Below are 20,863 nucleotides of genomic sequence, written 5' to 3'. Positions count from 1 at the left end.
TCCAGGATTGAAGGGAACGATTTAGTGTCCTGGCAGGGTGGCTAAAGGAGCTGCTTTGGTCTCGCCGAGACCGATACCAGTGTACCGATTATGCGGATTCCAGAGCAGCCATCCATCCATGTGGGCATCTGTCGCAGCCCTGATCTGGGCGGAGACCTCTGTGGGGCCGAAGACTAACTTGTCGAAGGCGTAATCGCGGAAGGCTTGAAGCCATGGACGAAACTTCCTGGGGTTGGCATGCGTGCGCTTCTCCGCATTGTCGAGCGTCAGCTTAATGGTGTTGTAGATGTCATCCGTCGAGGCCATTGGCTTGGGATGCCCCGGGATGCCGAACTTGAAGCCGGAGGGATAGAGCATCGGACACACGTAGTCCACGATCTTTACGACCTCTTCCAGATGTTGCCCAATGCCGGTATCGTTCGTGTTCCAGAGCACATAGCCAAAGATGTCAGCGGACTGAAAGACGTTATACGGAATCAGCGCCGTATGCGCCTGAGCGAGGAAATCCGAAATGGCCTTCACACGTCCCGCTTCGTCGGTGGGACCACTGAACTTCAGCTTGGTGGCTGCATCCGGAAAGCGGACATAGTCAAACTGGACCTCATCGAAGCCTGCCTTGGCCGCTTCCACGGCGATGGCGATGTTATAGGCGCGCACCTCGGGCTGAAAGGGATCGGTCCAGGAAAGGTGTTCGCGATCTCTGAAGAGTGCTCCATCTTCCAGATGAACGGCAAGATCGGGTCGCGCGTTTGCCAGCGGGTCGTCTTTGAATGTGACGATGCGGGCAATCATATAGATACCCTGCGCGTGGTTGGTTTTGACCAGATCTGTAAGGGATTTGATCGTAGTCAACTTACGCGCCCCAATCGACTTCGCCAGGGGAATTTCGCTGGGATAGACGAGCAGCCCGTGATCGCTTTTAATATTCACCACCAGCGCATTGGCCCCGCCGTGATGAATGATGTCTAGCGCCGAGTTGCGAATGATGCTGGACGAGACTCCAAACTCCGACAGATAGAGCGCCTTAACGGCGAAGGGCTTGAGGCCAAAGGTTCCGCCATTCTTCGCGGCATCTGCTGAGACAAAGGTCGCCGCCAGGTATCCGGGCGCGCGTGCTCCAAAGAACTGCGCCTCCGCAGGAATCGTATAGATGCCTGCGGCGTCCGCCGTAAGCAGCTTCCCGTTCACCGTAACGGTAGCGTCCGCCACTGGCTGATTCGTTGTGGCGTCGACAATGCGCGTCTGGACGGTGGCAGCGGCGTGAAGCAACGCCGCCACAAAAAACAAAGGAAGAGCGGCAAAGATCTGAAGCTGCGACTTACTCATGACCGGCATGGGAAGAATTACCTTCTGGACGAGCTTGTGCGTCACGCAGGAGTGCCTCAAAGGCGAAACCATGCGCGAAGTTTGGGACAGGGATACGGTGGATGGAGTAGGGGTCATCTCCGGCACGAGCAACCCCTCCGGAATAGCCAAAGGCGGCTACATATCCGTCCTGAGCGGAGGCCGCTTCCAGATCTGCATCGAGAATGCCATAGGGCCAAGCGAGCAGCGTAATATGCGTCCCAAGCTCCGCGTCAAGCTTAAGACGGGATTTCGTCAGCTGCGAATGGACAAAGGCCGTGTAGTCGGAGGGGGTGCGGTGGGCCTTGTCGTGGCGGAAATCCGGATGCCAATAGGTGTGCGATTGGATGTCCACCAGTCCGGAGGCATGCATCTCTTTGAGCTGGTCCCAGGTAAGCGCATAGGGGGCGTGGGAAATGGCCGAGGGATAAATGAAGAGCGTCACCGGGATGTGATGCTGCTTGATCAGAGGAAACAGCACGGTATAGACAGAGCGATGGCCGTCATCTACGGTAATCGCAAGCGTAAGGGTCCTGGGAGGCGGTGTCTTGCGTAAAACGGCCTCAACGACTCGTTCTAGCGGCACTATCGTGTAGTGGTGCTCTGCCAGGAAAGCGAGTTGCGATTCGAAGGTTGCAGTGGTAACCGTCGTTGCGGCAGGAGTCGTTGGATCGAAGCGGTGATAGGCCAGTACGGGAATACCGGTTGGGATTGTCTGCGAGTGCGTGGCTAAAGCAAAAGACGTCAAAAAAACGAAGGCGAGGAAGACTCTGTTGCTGGTGCGGAGGTTCAACGGTGGGCCGTCTTTCAGGGGCATACGTTGGGAAGGTGGATGAGGATAGAACACGTAGACCTGAAATAGCTCTGGCCATGCGAAGAAGAAACCGCGGCTAGTTCAGGGGGAGAAAAATTTCTATCACGTGCAGCATGAGAAGCAAAGCGGAAACATGTTCTCCTCACATCCCTTTACACTAAGGGGATGCTTTTACTGGATACACCCCTTCGTGACGTCAAACTTATTGAGCCTACGCTTCACCGGGATGGCAGAGGTTGGTTCGCGGAAGCCTTCAACGCAAGAAGCTTCCGCGAACAGGGACTTCCTTCCGACTTCGTTCAAGATAACCAGTCGATGTCGCAGCGCGGTGTTCTGCGCGGATTACACTATCAACTCGGTCAGCCCCAGGGTAAGTTGGTGCGCTGCGTCTCCGGACACATCTGGGACGTTGCCGTTGACTTGCGCCGCACGTCGCCGGATTTCGGCAAATGGGCTGGATTTCACCTTCGCCCCCTGACCAGCGAAGGAAAGCTGCAGATGCTGTGGATTCCTGAAGGCTTCGGTCACGGTTTTCTGGTATTGTCGGAGACCGCCGAGCTTCTCTACAAAACAACGAATCACTACTTTCCCCAGGGCGATCGGGCGGTCCGCTGGAACGATCCGGAGATCGCTATCGAATGGCCCCTGGCGGAACTGGATGGCCTGGAGCCTATCGTGAGTGCAAAAGACACAGTCGCACCTTTTCTCAACTCTGCCGAACTCCCGCCCGCTGAGGCCCCAAGCCAGGAGCGTATTCATGCCTGATACGATCCTCGTCACCGGCGGTGCCGGATTTATCGGCTCAAACTACGTCCTCTATCGGCTCGCTCAGTCCGGCGGGAGTGTTGTCAATCTCGACAAGCTGACTTATGCAGGCAATCTCGGTAATCTGGCGTCCGTTGTGGATGATCCCAGACATATCTTTGTACATGGAGACATCGGCGATCTCGCCCTGGTCCAGCAGCTTCTCAACGAATACAAGCCACGCGCCATCGTTCATTTCGCTGCGGAAAGCCACGTGGACCGTTCCATTCTGGGACCGGAAGCCTTCCTGAAGACCAATATCGATGGCACCTTTGTCATGCTCACAGCGGCACGAACCTATTACGACCAGCTTGAGGGATTCGAGAAAGATCACTTCCGCTTTCTGCATGTCTCGACGGATGAAGTCTACGGAACCCTCGGCCCGAACGACGCTCCCTTCCATGAGCTGACTCCCTTTGCTCCCAACAGCCCCTACGCCGCTTCCAAGGCGAGCAGCGATCATCTGGTGCGGGCTTGGTTTCATACCTACGGTCTGCCTGCGCTGATCACGAACTGCTCGAACAACTACGGGCCGCTGCAGTTTCCGGAAAAGCTGATTCCGCTCACGATTGCGAACGCTCTTGCCGGAAAGGCTCTCCCCGTTTACGGCGACGGCCAGCAGGTTCGCGACTGGCTCTACGTGCTCGATCATTGTCGCGCTATCGATGCCGTTCTGGAAAAGGGAAAGGTGGGCGAGACCTACAACGTCGGCGGAGGGAACCAGCAGACGAACCTCGATGTGGTTCACCGAATCTGCGACCTTTTGGACGAGCTTGCACCATCGTCGTCCCGCGCTCTCCGTCGGGAGCTGATCCAGTTTGTACAGGACCGTCCAGGCCATGATCGTCGCTATGCCATTGACGCGCGCAAGCTGGAAGATGAACTCGGCTGGAGTGCCCAGGAGAGCTTCGATACCGGACTTCGGAAGACCGTGCAATGGTATCTCGAGCATCCCGAGTGGATCGAAGAGGTTACCAGCGGGGCCTACCGGAACTGGATTGACCGCAACTACGCCGCAAGAGCGGTGGAAACACGCACCATGCAGGATGCTGGAGGCAGTTCAAGATGAAGGGAATTATTCTCGCCGGCGGGTCAGGAACCCGGCTTCACCCGGTGACCAGGGCCATCTCCAAGCAGCTTCTGCCTGTGTACGACAAACCGATGATCTACTACCCGCTCTCCACGCTCATGCTGGCGGGTATCCAGGAGATCCTCCTCATCTCCACGCCGCTCGACACTCCTCTTTTCGAACGACTTCTGGGAGATGGAACGCAGTGGGGGATCAAGATCGAGTACGCTGTTCAGCCGTCGCCGGACGGTCTGGCGCAGGCCTTTCTTATCGGCAAGGAGTTTCTTGCTGGCGAGGGCTGCTGCCTCGTCCTCGGCGACAACATCTTCTACGGTCATGATCTCGCTCCACTGCTTCGCCAGAGTGCCAAACTGACCTCTGGTGCAACCGTCTTTGCGTATCCCGTTCAGGACCCAGAGCGTTATGGCGTCGTGGAGTTCGATGCCAACCGGAAAGCGATCTCACTGGAAGAGAAGCCGCTTCATCCGAAGAGCCGCTACGCCGTTACGGGAGTTTATTTTTACGACGCTCAGGTCGTAGAGATCGCGGAGTCGCTTAAACCCTCTCCGCGTGGCGAGCTGGAGATCACCGACGTCAACCGCCGGTATCTGGAGCAGGGAACACTGCGTACAGAGATCCTGGGGCGCGGCATGGCATGGCTTGACACCGGAACGCACGAGTCTCTGCAGGAGGCTTCGAACTTCATTCACGTAATCGAGAACCGGCAGGGTTTGAAGGTGAGTTGTCCGGAAGAGATCGCCTATCGCCTCGGCTATATTGACGCAGAACAGCTCAAGAGCCTCGCCAGCGCTATTGCGAAAAGCAGCTATGGACAATACCTGCTTCGGCTCTTGGAAGACAGCATTTACTAGGCAAACTCTCAACGGGCTTGCCTACTTTTGTCATCCCCTAACGAAGCGCAGGGATCTGTTTCGAGATGCCTGCGCTTCATCACTACTCGCTGAGAATCTGAGGCTCCCTGCCGAACTCAGGCCCAAAGTAAGCCCGCTCCACCACCATGCAAAAAATATGCTCCAGTGCCAGATGTGACTCCTGGATATTCATCGTCACGCCCGACGGGATGATGACGTTGATATCGCAGAGCGCAGCCATTGTGCCTCCGCCGTTGCCGGTGTAGCCGACCGTCAGGATGCCCATCTCGCGGCACTTTTCCAGGGCCTTCATCAGGTTGGGAGAGTTACCCGAGGTCGATATGCCTAAGAAGACGTCGCCCTCCTGACCAAGGGCCTCGATCTGCCGCTCGAAGACGTGCACATACCCGTAATCGTTCCCGGCGGCGGTCATGATCGAACTGTCCGTGGTGAGTGCAATCGCACGCAGTGCCGGTCGATTTACCGTAAGACGGCAGACAAACTCTCCAGCAAGATGTTGCGCGTCCGCAGCCGATCCACCATTGCCAGCAATCATCAGCTTGCGGCCACTCTTCATCGCCTTCGCCGTAAATTCACCGGCGCGCACGACTGCGTCCGCAATCGTATCGTCAGCCAGAACGGATTGCATCACTGCAATGCTGCGCGCAAGCTGTTCCTGGACCAGGTCCTTCATCCGCAAAGAATCTCCGTTATGCATCAGCACCAATCTTATCGCGCATAGTGCGACTCTCTTTTTTTGTCATCCCGTAGCGAATCGAGGGATCTGCTTTCGGTTAAATGATCTGCCGCACCGTGTCCCCAGCCGCAGTCAGCGCGATCTTCACACGGTTAGGTTCTCCGCGCACCAGCGCCTCAGTAAACTTCAAAGCCTGTTTCGCTGTGATTCTTGCCGGAAGCATCGCCGTCAAAGGATCGACGACGGCCTCAATAATGACCGGTCCGGGCATTGCAAGGGCTGCCGCAATCTGCTCTCCTGCGGTGTTTGGATCGTCAACGAGAACTCCGTTCGCGCCCACAGCCTTCGCCAGCGCAACGAAGTCGATGGGCATCAGGTCGCACTGATACTCAGGATTTCCCTGAAAGACCATCTGCTCCCATTTGATCTGCCCCAGCGAGTTGTTCTTGATGATCACAATCTTGATCGGCAGCTTGTACGCTACCGCCGTCAGGATCTCGCCCATCAGCATCGTGAAGCCGCCATCTCCGATTACGGCGATCACTTGTCGCTCAGGAAAGGCAATTTGCGCAGCAATCGCATAGGGAAGACCACAGGCCATGCTCGCCAGCGTACCGGAACAGGAGTGCATCTGCCCGGCCTTGGCCCGCATATAGCGCGCCCAGACAGTTGTATTCGTTCCGCTGTCCGCGACCACAATGGCGGTTTCGCTGGCGTGTTTGCCAAGCTCCCAACCGACTACCTGCGGCTTCATCGGTGTAGCGCGACTTGTGCCTTCCGCTTCGATCGTCTTGCGCCACGCTTCCATGTCCTTCTGTGCGTCCTTTAAAAAACTGCGATATTCGTTGCGTTTCAGCATCGGAAGAAGGACCTGAAGCGTCTTCTGCGCGTCTCCTACCAGGCCGATGTCGGCTGGATAGCGCAGCCCAATGCGTTGCGCGTCGGCATCGATCTGAATGCACTTGCACTCGCCCGGCTTGGGAAAGAACTCGATGTAGGGAAATGAGGTGCCGATCATTACCAGCGTGTCGCAGTTCTCAATCGCTTCCTGCGAAGCTGCCGTACCCAGCAGACCGATGCCGCCGGTCGTATAGGGCGAATCGTCTGGCACCACACCCTTGCCCAGCAGTGGTTTGATGATTGGCGCGCCTAGCTTTTCGGCTAATTCGATCACTTCGGCCGAAGCATGCAGCGCTCCACGTCCAGCAAGAATCGCAATCCGCTTTCCCTTGCCGATCAGTTGCGCCGCTGCCGAGACGTCCTTCATCGCAGGCATATTTCCACTGACCGCATAGTTGGCGGAAGAATGATGCGGGATATTTCTCTCTGAACGGTCCTGCTTTCCGACCGGCTGTTGCTGGACGTCAATCGGTATGGTGATGTGGGCCACACCTCGCTTGCCGATGGCCGAGCGGATGGCAAGGTCCGCCACCGGCTCCATATGCGGAGCACTCATCACGCGAGCGTTATAGACCGCAACGTCCATGAAGATTTTGTCCAGTTCTACATCCTGCTGGGAAAAGGTGCTGGTCACATCGTTGTATTGCATCCCGGTGATGGCCAGCACGGGCTGCCCGTCCAGTTTTGCGTCGTAGAGACCATTCAGAAGATGGATTCCACCAGGCCCCGAAGTAGCAAGGCAGACGCCGAGCCGACCTGTGAACTTGGCATACGCGCAGGCCATGAAGGCAGCCGACTCCTCATGCCGCACGTGTATGAAGCGGATCTTGTCCTGCTTTTTTCGCAATGCTTCCATGACGCCGTTGATCCCATCCCCCGGCAGGCCAAAAATCGTGTCCACTCCCCATGCGATCAGCCGTTCTACCAGAGCATCCGAAGCGTCCATGATTCATCTCCTGGAAAAAACTTAAGTACTGCGATCCACATCACCGCTTCACGAGGGTTAAGACGTCATTCCACGGGGCATAGGATGTGTCCATTTTCTGGATGTGGCGCTTTGTTGGACGCAAGTCGAGCCGTTCGTGCTAGTCCCGAAAGTCCCTTATGATGGAGCAATTTGCACTGGAAATGGTGAAGTTTCAGACGAGCGAGATTCTGTGGGAAAGCGACCCTCAATTCTGAGAAATAAAGGGTTAGGAGAAGCAGGGAAGGTGCCTAATCAGTTATCATTAAATCCACAACGCAAAGCGCTTGCGCTGGTGGTAGCCACAAGATAGAGTGGGTCTACTTCCAATAGCTACCCCGAACGGATGGGGCGCGACGGAGAGGAAAAGTTCCCATTCCTTACGTCACGGCGGAGGTAAAGCAACAAGTACGACAGACCCAATTTCGGCCCCGTTTTTCCACGGGACTGCATAGGTCCTTCAGCGGTACTTTTGTTGTTTGCCGCTTGCTGTTGGACAGACATTTCACCCCCCTCGGCAGAACGCCGGGGACAGGAGCATTACAGATGGCCGCGACGACAACAAATCATAACCAGATCCAGACGAGCCTCTCTGACCTGACCCCCAGTTTCCCCGCGCGTGAAGAGATGCCCACCATGGGTGTCCGCAAGCGCAATGGAGCGCTGGAGCCAGTGGACGTCAACAAGATCGTCCGCGCAGTCCAACGCAATGCCCACGGTCTCGGCCAGGTCGACGCCATTCGCATCGCGTCCAAGACCATCGGGGGCCTCTATGACGGCGCCACCACGCGCGAACTCGATTCCATCTCGATCGACACCGCAGCCAGCCTCATCGCGGAAGAGCCACAGTACTCCAAGCTCGCCGCTCGCCTTCTCCTCGGCACCATCATGAAGGAAGTGGTTGGCCAGAATCTGCACAGCTTCTCGCAGTCCATCAGCTACGGCTATCAGGAAGGCGTCGTCAGCAAGGCTACAGCAGAGTTTGTGCAGACGCACATGCGCAAGCTCAACCACGCCATCAACGACGAGCTCTCGGATCGTTTCGAGTACTTCGGCCTGCGCACGGTGTATGACCGCTACCTTCTGCGCGACCCTATTTCCCGCAAGGTAATCGAGACTCCGCAGCACTTCTTCCTGCGCGTCGCCTGCGGTCTTGCCGGAACGCCGCACGAGGCCATCGAGTTTTACAACCTGATTGCCAGCCACGATTACATGCCCAGTTCGCCGACTCTCTTCAACTCCGGCACCAAGCATGCCCAGATGTCGAGCTGCTATTTGCATGATTCGCCGCTCGACTCTTTGGATTCGATCTACGACACCTACAAGAACGTGGCTCTGCTTTCGAAGTTCTCAGGCGGCATTGGTCTAGCCTTCCATCGTGTGCGGTCGGAGGGTTCGCTCATCCGCGCCACCAACGGCCTCTCGAACGGTATCGTTCCTTGGCTCCGTACGCTGGACTCCTCCGTTGCCGCAGTGAACCAGGGCGGTAAGCGCAAGGGCGCCTGCTGCGTTTACCTCGAGCCGTGGCATGCGGACATCGAGAGCTTCCTTGAACTCCGTGAGAACACGGGTGATCTCTCTCGCCGTACTTACAACTTGAATCTCGCCAACTGGATCCCGGATCTCTTCATGCAGCGCGTGGACGAGGACGGCATCTGGTCGCTCTTCGACCCGAAGGAAGTCCCGACGTTCCCCGATCTCTACGGCAAGGAGTTCGAAGAAGCCTATATCCAGGCGGAAACGGACAAGAAGTACCACCGCCAGATCAAGGCCCGCGATCTTTACATGCGCATGATGCGTTCGCTCGCCGAGACCGGCAATGGTTGGATGACCTTCAAGGACGCCTGCAACATCAAGAACAACCAGACCGGCAAGCCGGGCAACGTGGTGCATCTCTCGAACCTCTGCACCGAGATCACGGAAGTGACGTCGAAGGACGAGACCGCTGTCTGCAATCTCGGCTCGGTCAATCTCGCCCGTCATGTCACGCCCGAAGGCAAGTTCGACTTCGAGAAGCTGGCCAACACCGTGCGGATTGCCGTTCCCATGCTGGATCGTGTGATCGACATCAACTACTATCCGGTACCGCAGGCAGCCAGCGCGAACGCTCGCTGGCGTCCCGTTGGCCTGGGCGTGATGGGCCTGCAGGATGTCTTCTTCCAGATGCGGATTCCGTTCGACTCTCCCGAGGCATTGGCGATCTCGACCAAGATCCAGGAAGAGATTTACTACTACGCAGTACTCGCGAGTGTGGAGCTTGCAGAGCGGGAAGGGAAGCATCCTTCCTTCGATGAGACCCGTCTGGCCAAGGGTGAGTTCCAGTTCGACCTCTGGAACGTCAAGCCTGCAGATCCAGAGCGTTGGGATGCTCTCCGTCAACGCATTCTGAAGTCGGGTATTCGCAACTCGCTACTCATCGCGATCGCACCCACGGCAACGATTGCTTCCATCGTCGGCTGCTATGAGTGCATCGAGCCGCAGATCTCCAACCTCTTCAAGCGTGAGACGCTCTCCGGCGAGTTCCTTCAGGTCAACCGTTACCTGATCGAAGAGCTGAAGCAGCGCGGCATGTGGACGGAAGAGATGCGCGTGCGCATGAAGATGTCCGAGGGTTCTGTACAGGCCATGGAAGACCTGCCGGAAGATCTTCGCGCCGTCTATCGCACGGTTTGGGAAGTGCCCATGCGTTCGCTCATCGATATGGCGCGTGATCGCAACGCCTTCATCGACCAGTCGCAGTCGCTCAACCTCTTTGCAGAATCACCGAACATCGGCCGCCTCTCCTCCATGTACATGCATGCCTGGAAGAGTGGTCTGAAGACCACCTACTACCTCCGTTCGCGTCCGGCGACGAAGATCTCGAAGACCACGGTCTCCAAGGCTGCTGCGGCTTCCGCCGCATTGGCAGACACCGCTTCGAGGCCGAAGGTAGCTGACGCGGAAGCGATCGCTTGCTCACTTGAGAACCCCGAGAGCTGCGAAGCCTGCTCGTAAGCGAATCGATGATGTAGCCGCGAGGAGGGTCGCGGCTACATCCTTTCTTTCACCCTCACCTCTGCCTCACTTGTAAGGAGTTCTCCTTTTATGTCCTCAGAAGTTCTGCACTCTTCCGTCACCTCTCCCGTTACGATCCTCGATCCAGGTCTCTGCCTTACCCTGCGCCCCATGCGCTATCCGCAGTTCTATGACATGTTCCGCGACGGCATCAAGAACACATGGACCGTGGAAGAAGTTGACTTCCAGACCGATCTCGTCGATCTCAAGCAGCGCCTCACGCCCGCAGAGATCCACACCATTCAGCGCCTCGTCGCCTTCTTCGCAACTGGCGACTCGATCGTTTCGAACAACCTCGTGCTCAACCTCTACAAGCACATCAACTCGCCCGAAGCGCGTCTCTACCTCTCGCGACAGTTGTTTGAAGAGGCTGTGCACGTGCAGTTCTATCTCACGCTTCTGGACAACTACATCCCGGAACCAGAAGAGCGCAACGCCGCCTTCGCTGCGGTGGAAAACATCCCTTCCATCTCCAAGAAGGCCGACTTCTGCATGAAGTGGATGGACAGCATCCAGCAGCTCGATCAGCTTGAGACCAAGGAGCATCGCCGCCAGTTCCTTCTCAACCTCATCTGTTTTGCTGCTTGCATCGAAGGTCTTTTCTTCTTCGCGGCCTTCGCCTACGTCTACTTCTTCCGCTCCAAGGGGCTGCTCCACGGTCTCGCCTCGGGAACCAACTGGGTCTTCCGCGACGAGAGCGCGCATCTTGAGTTCGCCTTCGAAGTGGTGCAGGTTGTGCGTGCACAGGAGCCCGATCTCTGGGACACGGAGCTTGAGCGTCAGGTCGTCGTCATGATGGAAGAAGCGATTGATGCGGAAGCTCAGTTCGCTGAAGATCTGCTCAGCGGCGGTGTAGCCGGTCTTTCGGTGCGCGATATGCGTCAGTATCTCGGTTACGTGGCTGATTCTCGTCTCGAACGCCTCGGCATCGGTGCTCACTTCAACGCAAAAAACCCCTTCAGCTTCATGGAACTTCAGGACGTACAGGAGTTGACCAACTTCTTCGAGCGCCGTGTCTCCGCGTACCAGACCGCTGTTCCGGGCGAGGTTGAGTTCGGCGAAGACTTCTAAATTCACTCCCATCTACCTCAATCAAATGGCGCTCCGTTCATCGGAGCGTCATTTGCGTTTGGTATCCTTGCCTTCGAACAAGGGGAGAAGTTAAACACGTGAATACTGCACGAACTGCTTTGGCTCTTCTGGGCATTCTTTTTGCTGCCACCACTCTCAACGCACAGGAAAAGGTCGATCGCCCCAAGCCTATGGTTGTTGTCATCAGTCTTGATGCTTTCGGTGCCGAGTCGCTGCGCGATCCCAACATCCCCGCTCCCACACTGCGCATGCTCATGAAGCAAGGCGCGTATGCGCGTTCCATGCAGCCGGTCAACCCGACCGTTACCTGGCCTAACCACACCGCCATGGTGACAGGAGACACGCCCGCTCTGCATCACGTACTTGCGAACGGTCTCATCCAGAACCAGCGCACCCCAGGCTCGAAAGCAACCAAGATCTGGGCCGACGCGCCGAAGTCTGAGCTCGTCGCCGTTCCTACCGTCTACGACGCCGCACACGATGCTGGCATGACCTCGGCAGAAGTCGATTGGGTGGCCATCTATCACGCCAGCAGCATCAACTGGCGTTTTCACGAGGATCCCGATGTGGATGGCCCCGTTGAGCAGGACATGATTAAGGCTGGCGTGGCGTCGCATGATGATCTTCTGCACTTTCATCGTGGTCAGAGCCAGGCCTGGCGCGATCAGCTTTACACCGAAGCCGCCGTACGTATCATCAAGCAGCATCACCCCAATCTCATGTTGCTCCACCTGCTCGCTCTCGATAGTGCTGAGCATCACTACGGCTTCGGTACGGATGCCGGCTTCGTTACCATCGCGTTCCTCGACAGCTGCGTGAAGAAGATTGTCGAAGCCGTGCGGGAAGCGGGCGACACAGATCGCACGACCTTCCTGATCGTCAGCGATCATGGCCAGCAGAGCCTCCACCATCACATTGCGACCAGCGCTTACCTTCGCGAAGCGGGCATCACCTCAGACGAAGCCATCGCGATGCCCGAGGGTGGCCTTGCCCTCATCTACGCGAAACATTCCTCGCAGGCAATGACAGACAAGCTGAAAGCAGCCTACGAAGGCAAGCCGGGGGTTCGCTCTGTCGCGACTCCGGACCACTACGCTGCGGAAGGCCTTCCGACCCCCGCAATGTCCTCACAGGCTCCGGATCTGATCGCTTACGCGATGGACGACTACGCCTTCGCGGGCGGAGATACTTCGCCTGCCATCTCCGATGTGCCTCAGGCTGGCGCGCATGGATATCCCAACACCAACCCGCTGATGCAGGAGATCTTCATCGCGGCAGGAAAAGGAATCAAGCCCTCCGGCGAGATCCCCTCCTTTCCGAATCTGAACGTTGCTCCAACCATCGCTGTCTTGCTTGGCGTCAAGCTGGAAAATGTACAAGGAAAGCCTCTCTCGTCGATCCTGCGATAATCGCTGTTCAAACCAAAGGCCTGCCTCGACAAGAGGCAGGCCTTTCGACGCCCACAAGCGACGTGCTTAACTCTTCAAAAGTTTCGCAAGAGTGAAAATTTTCTTCAGAAAGAGTTGACACCTTTGATGTTGTGAGCCTATTTTTTCCCAGCCAAAAGATATCCGATTTTCACGGAGCGAATGGCGTGGGGTGCGCGAAGGTGCACAACCGTTCCCGTCCACACCGGGCACGGAATAGATAGGGACCACAACTTAAAGGGGCACACGATGCAACAAGTTCGAAATACCAAAGAAATCCCTGCGTTCAGATTGGCCCTCCGCGCACTCTGCGGTTTGCTTCTCTTATGCGCTGCAGTGCTTAGTCTGGGAGTTGCAAGTAACGCACACGCACAAACAGTTTCTGCCACTCTGGTTGGAACTGTCTCAGACAAAGCAGGTGCAGCGACACCGAATGCCAAAATTGTCGTCGTGGATCTGTCAACTAACATTCCGCACGAAGCACTGAGCAACGGAAGCGGCAACTATTCCATTCCGAACCTCGCGCCCGGCACTTACTCGATCACTGTCGAAGCACCGGGCTTCCGCCGCGAGACAAGACCCACGCTTGATGTAGTCGTCAACACGACTACGCGTGTGGACTTTGAGCTCCAGCCCGGCGCTGTGAGCGATACCATCACGGTCACGGATCAGATTCCACTTCTACAAACAGATCGTGCGGACGTAAGCACAAAGCTGGAAGCGGAGAAGCTGGAGAATCTTCCCCTTGCAACGAATCGTAACTTTCAGGGACTCTTGAATCTCATCCCTGGAACGACGCCTGCCAGCTTCCAGCACTCGCAGTTTTTCAACGCTCAGAGTTCGCTGCAAACGCAGGTCAACGGCACGCCACGTATGGGCAACAGCTACCAGATCGAAGGCGTGGACGACGACGAACGCACCGGCCTTCTTCAGATCATCATTCCTCCGGCCGATGCCATTCAAACAGTCGACATCTCTACTAATAACTTCGAAGCAGAGCTTGGTCGTGCGATCGGTGCCGTCGTGAACGTCACCCTGAAATCCGGAACCAATAGATTTCACGGAAGCGCTTCGGAGTACCTGCAGAACAGTGAATTCAATGCGAAATCGCGCTTCAACAGCACGAAGGGCCATGTCGCCTATAACTACTTCGGTGGCACCTTCGGCGGGCCGATCATCAAAGACAAGCTCTTCTTCTTCGCCGATTACTTCCGTACAGAGGACCACGAAGCAACGGCAAACATCCTCAATATCCCCTTCCGTAAGTACTACACCCCAAACGCCGCTGGCAATATCGATCTGAGCGATCTGTTGAAGGCGGATGGTACCGGACAGATCTATGATCCCACCACTGGCGATCAGAACTCCGGCGCAGGCCGCACACCCTTCGCAAACAATCAGATCCCTGTCAGCAAAGTGAACGCGGTTTCCCTCAACCTGCTCAAACTCATTCCTGCGGAGAACCAGAACACCACAGCCTATTCCAATCCAACGAATAACTATGCCGTGGCCTCGCCATTCCGCAAACAGGTCGATAGTTATGACGGCAAGATCGATTGGCAGGTGTCCGGCAAGGATCATCTGAGCGCTCGCTACAGCGGCCAGCGGAACAACGTCTTCCAGGCTCCCAGCTTCAGTAACTTTGCAGGTGGCCCTGGCAACAATGGCGGCTTTGCAGCGAACGGAAAGCAGAATGGATATAGCGTTGGTGTGAACTATGACCGTGCGTTCTCTTCGAGCTTACTCACCGAGGCCCGCATTGGTGTCGCGCACTATCGCAACGATGCGCAGCCGAGCGACTACGGCACGCAAGATGCAGCTACCGCCGGAATTCCCGGCGTAAATATCGATCCCTTTACCAGCGGTCAGATCGGTGTAACTCTTAACGGCGGATTCAGCAATCCTATCCTCGGCTATTCCGCTTCAATCCCCTGGATACGTGCCGAAGCGAATATCGACTTCGTCAATCATTGGACCAAGATTATTGGCAACCATACCTTCAAGTTTGGTGCGGACATTCGCCGCATTCGCGATGAGCTCCTTCAAGGCCAGACCTTTAGCCCTCGTGGTCAGATTACCTTCGACGCAAACCAAACTTCCATCCCAGGTGGAAAGACAAACGCCGCAAATAACATGGCATCGTTCCTCTTTGATCGTCCAAGCACTGCCGGGCGTGACATCGTCACCTACTTTCCTGCATATCGTCAATGGTGGATCTTTGGTTTCGTCGGAGATAAATGGCAAGCGACGCCGAAACTGACTCTTGATATTGGCGTTCGCTGGGAGCTTTATCCTCCTGCAACCCCAGCGAAAGCAGGAGGGTTCTCTAACTACGACTTCACAAACAATCAGCTCGTGATTGCTGGAGTAGGTGGGAATCCTTCTAACCTTGGGTTAAAAACGCGCTATAACTATTTCGCTCCTCGGACGGGGTTCGCTTATCGCGTCACAGAAGGCACAGTGGTGCGCGGTGGTTATGGCATCAGCTATACGCCATTCCCCGATAACACCTACGCTTATAACTACCCGGTAAAGTCAAATAACTCCTACAATGCCTGCGGTCTTGGATTTGGCCCTGCGGTGCTCTCTTGCACTGGCACGGGTGCCGGCGCGGTTGCTGGAGCTGCGGTGACCTTTCAGGCTGGCTTTCCAGCCCCGGTTACTCCAGTTATTCCTTCCAACGGAATCATTGCAGCTACAGGAACTTTGCTCGCACAATCTGAAATTCTCGTCCCTCAAGATTTCTATAACCCCTATGTCCACTCCTGGAACCTGGCCGTACAGCAGGCACTTCCTGGAAACTTCTCACTGCAGCTTTCTTACGTGGGCAACCACGGGGTTCATATCGCCACCGCACAAAACATTAACCTTGGCGACAGGCTCAATTGCGGCACCTCTTGCTATCCAGGACAAATCAAGTTCGGTAAGTCGGCAGCAGTTACAGAGCAATTTCAAGGAAATTCGACCAACTATCAGTCTCTTCAGGTGCAGCTCATACGTCGCCTGACGAAAGGCTTTTCTTCCACCACGGCCTTTACCTTCGGAAAGGGTCTTGGATACCAAAGCAGCGACGACGGTGCTCTTACGTTCTCTCTTCAGCCTCGCCGTAACTATGCTCCAAACGACTTTGATCGCCGTTTGAATCTGGAGCAATCCTTCACTTATGAACTTCCGATTGGTCCTGGCAAGCGCTTTCTTAGCAGTGGCTTCCTCGGTCGTGCGATCGGTGGATTCAAACTCTCGTCCATCATCTCCATCGTTTCTGGAAATCCCTTTACTGTGACAACAACGGGAGGAAACATCAATACCTCTGGGCAGACGCAGACTGCGAATCTGGTCGGCGCCTTCAAGGTCCTTCATAGTGTGGGAACTGGCAATCAGTGGTTCGATCCAACACAGTTCGCTGCGCCAGCGGGTTGTGCAGGTCTGCTCCCTGCAACCTCTACAACAGTTACCTGCCCAATCGTTTCGGGCGTCACAGTCGGCAATCTAGGGCGCAACACGTTCTATGGCCCCGGCTACATTCAGGACAACCTCTCGGCCTTCAAGACCTTCCAGATTCACGAAGACTGGAGCCTTGAAACACGCGTCGATGTCTTCCAGCTCTCCAATACGCCTCAACTGGCTAATCCTGGAGTACAGCAGGGCAGCACGACTTTCGGGCAGGTCACGAGTACGGTCGGTAGTGGATCCGGTGTGAACGGCATTGGCGGCGGTCGTGCGATGCAGCTCGCAGCGATCATCAAGTTCTAACCTCAAACCGACGATCCTGCTGCGGAGACCCTTCTCCGCAGCAGGATTTTCTTTGCTCGAGCCAAACCTCGTCTTTATGTGGCAGAATGGGCCCGAGCTCTTTTCTTGTCCCTCTGGAGGAATTAAGAATGTCTACGTCACGTCGCGGATTTCTCGCGGGAGCCGCTGTCTCAGGACTCATGGCAACTCAACTCAAGGCCATGGCCGCAACCTGCCCCTTCCGACTCGCCGTGATCAACGACGAAATCTCGCCCGACTTCGATCACGCCTGCTCTGTCGCGGCGAACGACTTCGGTCTCTCCTGGATTGAGCTTCGCAGCATGTGGGGAACGAACGTTACTGACCTCAATGCTGCACAGATGGCTGAAGCTAAGAAGATCCTCCTCAAATACAAGCTTCGTGTCACGGACATTGCCAGTCCTCTCTTTAAGGTAGATCTTCCCGGAGCGCCGCGCTCCAAGGAAAGTCCTCACCGCGATGAGTTTAAAGCCAAGGCCGACTACGAAAAGCAGGACGCGCTTGTGGACCACTGCATCGACCTGGCAAAGTCCTTCGGAACAGATAAAATTCGCTGCTTCGACTTCTGGCGTCTCGAAGACCAGAAGCCTTATCGGGCCACCATCAACGCCAAACTTACGGCAGCGGCAGAGAAGTGTGCAAAGCAGAACGTCAACCTGGTCATAGAGAACGAGATGGCTTGCAATACAGGTACTGGAGAAGAAGCTCTTGCAATCCTGCAGGCGATTCCAAACAAGAACTTCATGCTCAACTGGGACCCGGGCAACGCCGCAACCTTCGCGGACGCGACACCCTATCCAAACCAGTACGACAAGCTCCCCAAGCATCGCATCGGTCACTGCCATGTAAAGGACACCGTGCGTAAAGACGGTGGCAAGTTCGAGTGGCGTCCTGTTGGCGTAGGCATCATTGACTGGGTTGGCCAGTTCAAAGCGTTCAAACGGGACGGCTATAAGTATGGTGTTTCGCTCGAAACCCACTGGCATGGACCGAATGGTCCTGAAGCCTCCACACGTGAGAGTATGGCCGGTTTAAAATCCGCGCTCGTAAAAGCCGGAATCGCCTGCTAATCGTAGCTGCAACCTTACAACCTGTATGGTGAAAGGGACGGGCTTTCGCCCGTCCCTTTCATTGCTACAAGAAGTGCCTATCCCTTGGGGAGTTTCTGCGAATGGATCGTCGTACCTTTCTTCAATCGGCAGCTCTGGCCAGCGTAGCCTTCAAAAGCACTCTCGCGGCCGACACCAAACCCGTACGTCTTGGCGTCATCGGTCCCGGCAGCCGAGGACAGGAAGTCCTTCGCCATTTTCTCCACGTGCCCGGCGTTAGCCTGCAAGCCGTTTGTGACGTCTACGAACCACGTTTTGCCCAGGTCAACACGCTTGCAGGCAGAGAGATTCCGCATACGAAGGACTACCGCGAACTCCTCAGCCACAAGGACATCGATGCCGTCCTCATCGCATCTCCACTGAAGTATCACGCGGAACACGTCATTGCCTCTGTGAAAGCGGGTAAGGCCGTCTATGGAGAGAAGGCGCTGGGCTTTACGCCCGACGACTGCCAGCAAATCCTCTCAGAGGTCCTCGCCAGCAAAGCCATCTACCAGGTCGGTCATCAGTATCGTTATGCCTCGTGGATTCAGGAGAGCATGCGTCGTATCGCCAAAGGTGAGATTGGTGACGTGACCCACGTCTACGCCTACTGGCATCGCAATAACGACTGGCGTCGTCCTGTTCCTTCGCCTGATCCGGACAAGAAGCTCGAACACCTCATCAACTGGCGTCTTTACCGGGAGACATCGGGTGGTCTGGTCACGGAACTTGGTTCGCACCACATCGACATGGCAAACTGGGTCTTCGGGGAGCAACCGGAAAGCGTGCTCGGCACCACAAGCATCTGCCGTTACAACGATGGGCGCACGGTGGGAGACAACGTACAGGCCACCTTTAAATACTCACGTGGCCGGAGACTCGTCTTCTCTTCCATTACGGACAACGCGAAGAACGCGAATGAACTCTGGATCTACGGTACCGGCGGCAGCGTGCAGATCACGATTGAGGACGCCACGTTCTTTTACGAAAAGAAAAAGTCGAACGCGCCCTCACCGGCCAACAAAACCGTCGTGGAACGAGGAGTAGAAACCGGCGCCTCGTATTCCACCGGTGGCGAAATGCCGTATCGCGGTGAAGGCGAAAAAGTTTCGATCACGGAGTACGAAGACCCCACGCTCTCCGCCTGTCGCTCGTTCGTCGAGTGTGTTCGCGGGCAGCAAAAGCCGCTCGCGGACGCTTATGTGGGATACCGATCCGCCATCGCCTGTTCCGTCGCGCATGACGCTGTCTTTACCGAACTGAAGACAGCCATTCCCCGACCGAGAGCTTAGCTTTGCCTGGACGCCTTCCACGAAGGCGTCCAAATCGTTCGCGCATCGATTGAGCGCATGCCTGCGCGTCGTGCAGCCTCCAGGCCTTCATCGGAGTCTTCCAGAACCACGCATCGCGCGGGTTCCACCTTCATCCGGCGCGCCCCCTCCAGAAAAATATCCGGTGCGGGTTTGCCGTGTTCTACGTCCTCTACCGTTACAACGAAGTCGAACAGGGGAAGCAACTCCACGGCTGTCAGACTCGCCCGCACGTTTGATCTCTGCCCGTTGGAGGCGACGCACATGGGCACTTTCCCGTGCCAGGCGCGTGCCATGTCCGCGACGATCTGCACTTCGCGCATCTCCTCCAAGCTTCCATGAAACGCCACGTTGTAAGGAGCCAGAAGATCAGGCCGAGTGACCGGAAGTTTGCTGTAGTGATCTTCATACTGGTCCAGCAGGGCGTCCGGCGTAAGTCCAACACGCTCGAAGTACCACGCGTCGTCCACATGCAGCTTCACCCGCGCCAGTGCGATTTTCAGTGCCGCCAGGTGGGCCGGTGCTGTGTCGACAAGCGTTCCATCGCAATCGAAGATCAGGCCATCAAAGCTTCCAGCCGCAAGTAACTCACTCATCCTCTTATCGTACTGCGCCTTGCTTTATCCTGAGAACGTGAGCCTCAACGTCGAACCTTTTCTCGATTTTCGTAATGTCAATATCGCCCGTGGAACCACCACGGTTCTCCACGACATCCATCTGCAGATCGCACGTGGCGAGCACATCGCTATTCTCGGGCCCAACGGCTGCGGTAAATCGACTTTGATCAAAGCGATGACCTGCGAGATCTATCCGCTCGTGCAACCGGAGCTGTATGTTCGTCTCTTTGGCCGCGAGCGATGGGACCTCACCGAACTGCGCAAGCGTCTCGGCGTGGTCGCACCCGAGCTCCCCGGCAAGCCCACACGCACGACCACCGGCATGGACGCCGTGCTCTCAGGATTCTTCTCGTCCTCAACGCTGTGGCCCAACCTTACCGTGACCGATGAGATGCGTTCCCGCGCGATAGAAGTGCTGCATCTCCTCGACGCAGAATCACTTAAGGACAAGTTCGTCGGTGAGATGTCTGCCGGGCAGCAGCGCCGCATCATGATCGGGCGGGCACTTGTTGGCGCAGATACGGACGCCGCAGGAAACCGTATGCTGCTGCTTGACGAGCCCTCGAACGCGCTTGATCTTGCAGCTCAACGTGAACTCCGCAACACCATGCGTCGGCTTGCGCAGCAGGGAACGGGGCTCATCCTCATCACGCATCATATCGCGGACATCATCCCTGAGATCGATCGCGTTGTGATGATGCGTGAAGGGCGGATCGTCGCTGATGGCAGTAAACAAACGCTCTTGACTAAAGAAAATCTACGCATGCTCTTCGGTATTGACGTCGACCTGCACGAGCGAGAAGGTTTTTTCCACGCCTGGTAATTTACTAATCCTTGTAAACCCCATCGCCAGACCCCCGTCTCATCTCATACGCAACGTGCGTGTGATCGTGCCGGGTATCCCGCTCTTTCTTCCAAGGACTGAGCATTCCACCCGGTTCGACTGGTTTTGTCCTGGGCTGATAACTGACGCCGGGGGCAAAAGGGAAGGGCTGGATGGGTGAGCATCCGGCCCTTCCTTCTTTTCGCGCTCGGTT

At 56.3% G+C, this 20,863-nt stretch carries 15 protein-coding genes; 10 read left to right on the top strand and 5 right to left on the bottom strand.

What is annotated here, in order from left to right; genetic code table 11:
• Nucleotides 1–21 precede the first annotated feature (21 nt).
• Nucleotides 22–1,335, bottom strand: coding sequence for a putative glycoside hydrolase (locus ACIPR4_RS10335; protein ID WP_222829274.1), 1,314 nt, complete (start codon nucleotides 1,333–1,335; stop codon nucleotides 22–24).
• On the bottom strand, nucleotides 1,319–2,137 hold the full coding sequence (locus tag ACIPR4_RS10330) for a polysaccharide deacetylase family protein (RefSeq protein WP_222829273.1): 819 nt from the start codon (nucleotides 2,135–2,137) through the stop codon (nucleotides 1,319–1,321). The genes ACIPR4_RS10335 and ACIPR4_RS10330 overlap by 17 nt, the downstream gene beginning before the upstream one ends.
• 186 nt (nucleotides 2,138–2,323) lie before the next feature.
• Between ACIPR4_RS10330 and rfbC the strand changes: the two genes are divergently transcribed.
• The 3 genes from rfbC to rfbA are packed head-to-tail and all read left to right on the top strand — an operon-like array spanning nucleotide 2,324 to nucleotide 4,903.
• Nucleotides 2,324–2,923 (top strand): dTDP-4-dehydrorhamnose 3,5-epimerase, encoded by a 600-nt coding sequence (rfbC, locus tag ACIPR4_RS10325; protein WP_013568609.1) that lies wholly within the window; start codon nucleotides 2,324–2,326, stop codon nucleotides 2,921–2,923.
• Nucleotides 2,916–4,031, top strand: coding sequence for a dTDP-glucose 4,6-dehydratase (gene rfbB, locus ACIPR4_RS10320; protein ID WP_013568608.1), 1,116 nt, complete (start codon nucleotides 2,916–2,918; stop codon nucleotides 4,029–4,031). The genes rfbC and rfbB overlap by 8 nt, the downstream gene beginning before the upstream one ends.
• Nucleotides 4,028–4,903 carry a glucose-1-phosphate thymidylyltransferase RfbA gene (gene rfbA, locus ACIPR4_RS10315; protein ID WP_013568607.1) on the top strand — a complete coding sequence of 292 codons (876 nt, stop codon included), beginning with the start codon at nucleotides 4,028–4,030 and terminating at the stop codon, nucleotides 4,901–4,903. Before rfbB ends, rfbA begins: the two co-directional genes overlap by 4 nt.
• 82 nt (nucleotides 4,904–4,985) lie before the next feature.
• On the opposite strand, the gene ACIPR4_RS10310 is transcribed toward rfbA, so the two are convergent.
• Nucleotides 4,986–5,597 carry a D-sedoheptulose-7-phosphate isomerase gene (locus ACIPR4_RS10310; protein WP_013568606.1) on the bottom strand — a complete coding sequence of 204 codons (612 nt, stop codon included), beginning with the start codon at nucleotides 5,595–5,597 and terminating at the stop codon, nucleotides 4,986–4,988.
• 100 nt (nucleotides 5,598–5,697) lie between these two features.
• Complete coding sequence (locus tag ACIPR4_RS10305) at nucleotides 5,698–7,446, bottom strand: thiamine pyrophosphate-dependent enzyme (protein WP_013568605.1); 1,749 nt, start codon at nucleotides 7,444–7,446, stop codon at nucleotides 5,698–5,700.
• Between the two features lie 564 nt (nucleotides 7,447–8,010).
• On the opposite strand from ACIPR4_RS10305, the gene ACIPR4_RS10300 reads away from it, so the two are divergent.
• The 6 genes from ACIPR4_RS10300 (at nucleotide 8,011) to ACIPR4_RS10275 (ending at nucleotide 19,191) form a co-directional block, all read left to right on the top strand.
• Nucleotides 8,011–10,458, top strand: a complete 2,448-nt coding sequence (locus ACIPR4_RS10300) for a ribonucleoside-diphosphate reductase subunit alpha (RefSeq protein ID WP_013568604.1) — start codon at nucleotides 8,011–8,013, stop codon at nucleotides 10,456–10,458.
• 90 nt (nucleotides 10,459–10,548) lie between these two features.
• Complete coding sequence (locus ACIPR4_RS10295) at nucleotides 10,549–11,589, top strand: ribonucleotide-diphosphate reductase subunit beta (protein WP_013568603.1); 1,041 nt, start codon at nucleotides 10,549–10,551, stop codon at nucleotides 11,587–11,589.
• A 98-nt stretch (nucleotides 11,590–11,687) separates the two neighbouring features.
• On the top strand, nucleotides 11,688–13,019 hold the full coding sequence (locus ACIPR4_RS10290; RefSeq protein ID WP_013568602.1) for an alkaline phosphatase family protein: 1,332 nt from the start codon (nucleotides 11,688–11,690) through the stop codon (nucleotides 13,017–13,019).
• 267 nt (nucleotides 13,020–13,286) lie between these two features.
• A complete protein-coding gene (locus ACIPR4_RS10285; protein WP_013568601.1) occupies nucleotides 13,287–16,790 on the top strand; it encodes a TonB-dependent receptor in 3,504 nt (1,167 codons plus the stop codon).
• Nucleotides 16,791–16,918: 128 nt separating this feature from the next.
• On the top strand, nucleotides 16,919–17,878 hold the full coding sequence (locus tag ACIPR4_RS10280; protein WP_013568600.1) for a sugar phosphate isomerase/epimerase family protein: 960 nt from the start codon (nucleotides 16,919–16,921) through the stop codon (nucleotides 17,876–17,878).
• 101 nt (nucleotides 17,879–17,979) lie between these two features.
• Complete coding sequence (locus ACIPR4_RS10275) at nucleotides 17,980–19,191, top strand: Gfo/Idh/MocA family protein (RefSeq protein WP_013568599.1); 1,212 nt, start codon at nucleotides 17,980–17,982, stop codon at nucleotides 19,189–19,191.
• On the opposite strand, the gene ACIPR4_RS10270 is transcribed toward ACIPR4_RS10275, so the two are convergent.
• On the bottom strand, nucleotides 19,188–19,805 hold the full coding sequence (locus ACIPR4_RS10270; RefSeq protein WP_013568598.1) for an HAD family hydrolase: 618 nt from the start codon (nucleotides 19,803–19,805) through the stop codon (nucleotides 19,188–19,190). The two genes, ACIPR4_RS10275 and ACIPR4_RS10270, sit on opposite strands and share 4 nt — an antisense overlap.
• A 37-nt stretch (nucleotides 19,806–19,842) precedes the next feature.
• Between ACIPR4_RS10270 and ACIPR4_RS10265 the strand changes: the two genes are divergently transcribed.
• Entirely contained in the window at nucleotides 19,843–20,649 is an 807-nt protein-coding gene (locus ACIPR4_RS10265) for an ABC transporter ATP-binding protein (RefSeq protein ID WP_041586629.1), read from the top strand.
• Nucleotides 20,650–20,863 lie beyond the last annotated feature (214 nt).

It is taken from the genome of Terriglobus saanensis SP1PR4, assembly GCF_000179915.2.
Taxonomy (GTDB): domain Bacteria; phylum Acidobacteriota; class Terriglobia; order Terriglobales; family Acidobacteriaceae; genus Terriglobus; species Terriglobus saanensis.
Note: the sequence above shows the minus strand (reverse complement) of the source record. Positions and strands in the feature narration are given on the sequence as shown.

Coding starts and splice junctions, on each gene's coding strand:
- ACIPR4_RS10280 (WP_013568600.1), top strand. CDS start 16,919: ATGTCTACGTCACGTCGCGGATTTCTCGCGGGAGCCGCTGTCTCAGGA.
- ACIPR4_RS10285 (WP_013568601.1), top strand. CDS start 13,287: ATGCAACAAGTTCGAAATACCAAAGAAATCCCTGCGTTCAGATTGGCC.
- rfbC (WP_013568609.1), top strand. CDS start 2,324: ATGCTTTTACTGGATACACCCCTTCGTGACGTCAAACTTATTGAGCCT.
- rfbB (WP_013568608.1), top strand. CDS start 2,916: ATGCCTGATACGATCCTCGTCACCGGCGGTGCCGGATTTATCGGCTCA.
- ACIPR4_RS10275 (WP_013568599.1), top strand. CDS start 17,980: ATGGATCGTCGTACCTTTCTTCAATCGGCAGCTCTGGCCAGCGTAGCC.
- ACIPR4_RS10300 (WP_013568604.1), top strand. CDS start 8,011: ATGGCCGCGACGACAACAAATCATAACCAGATCCAGACGAGCCTCTCT.
- ACIPR4_RS10305 (WP_013568605.1), bottom strand. CDS start 7,446: ATGGACGCTTCGGATGCTCTGGTAGAACGGCTGATCGCATGGGGAGTG.
- ACIPR4_RS10295 (WP_013568603.1), top strand. CDS start 10,549: ATGTCCTCAGAAGTTCTGCACTCTTCCGTCACCTCTCCCGTTACGATC.
- ACIPR4_RS10335 (WP_222829274.1), bottom strand. CDS start 1,335: ATGCCGGTCATGAGTAAGTCGCAGCTTCAGATCTTTGCCGCTCTTCCT.
- ACIPR4_RS10310 (WP_013568606.1), bottom strand. CDS start 5,597: ATGAAGGACCTGGTCCAGGAACAGCTTGCGCGCAGCATTGCAGTGATG.
- rfbA (WP_013568607.1), top strand. CDS start 4,028: ATGAAGGGAATTATTCTCGCCGGCGGGTCAGGAACCCGGCTTCACCCG.
- ACIPR4_RS10270 (WP_013568598.1), bottom strand. CDS start 19,805: ATGAGTGAGTTACTTGCGGCTGGAAGCTTTGATGGCCTGATCTTCGAT.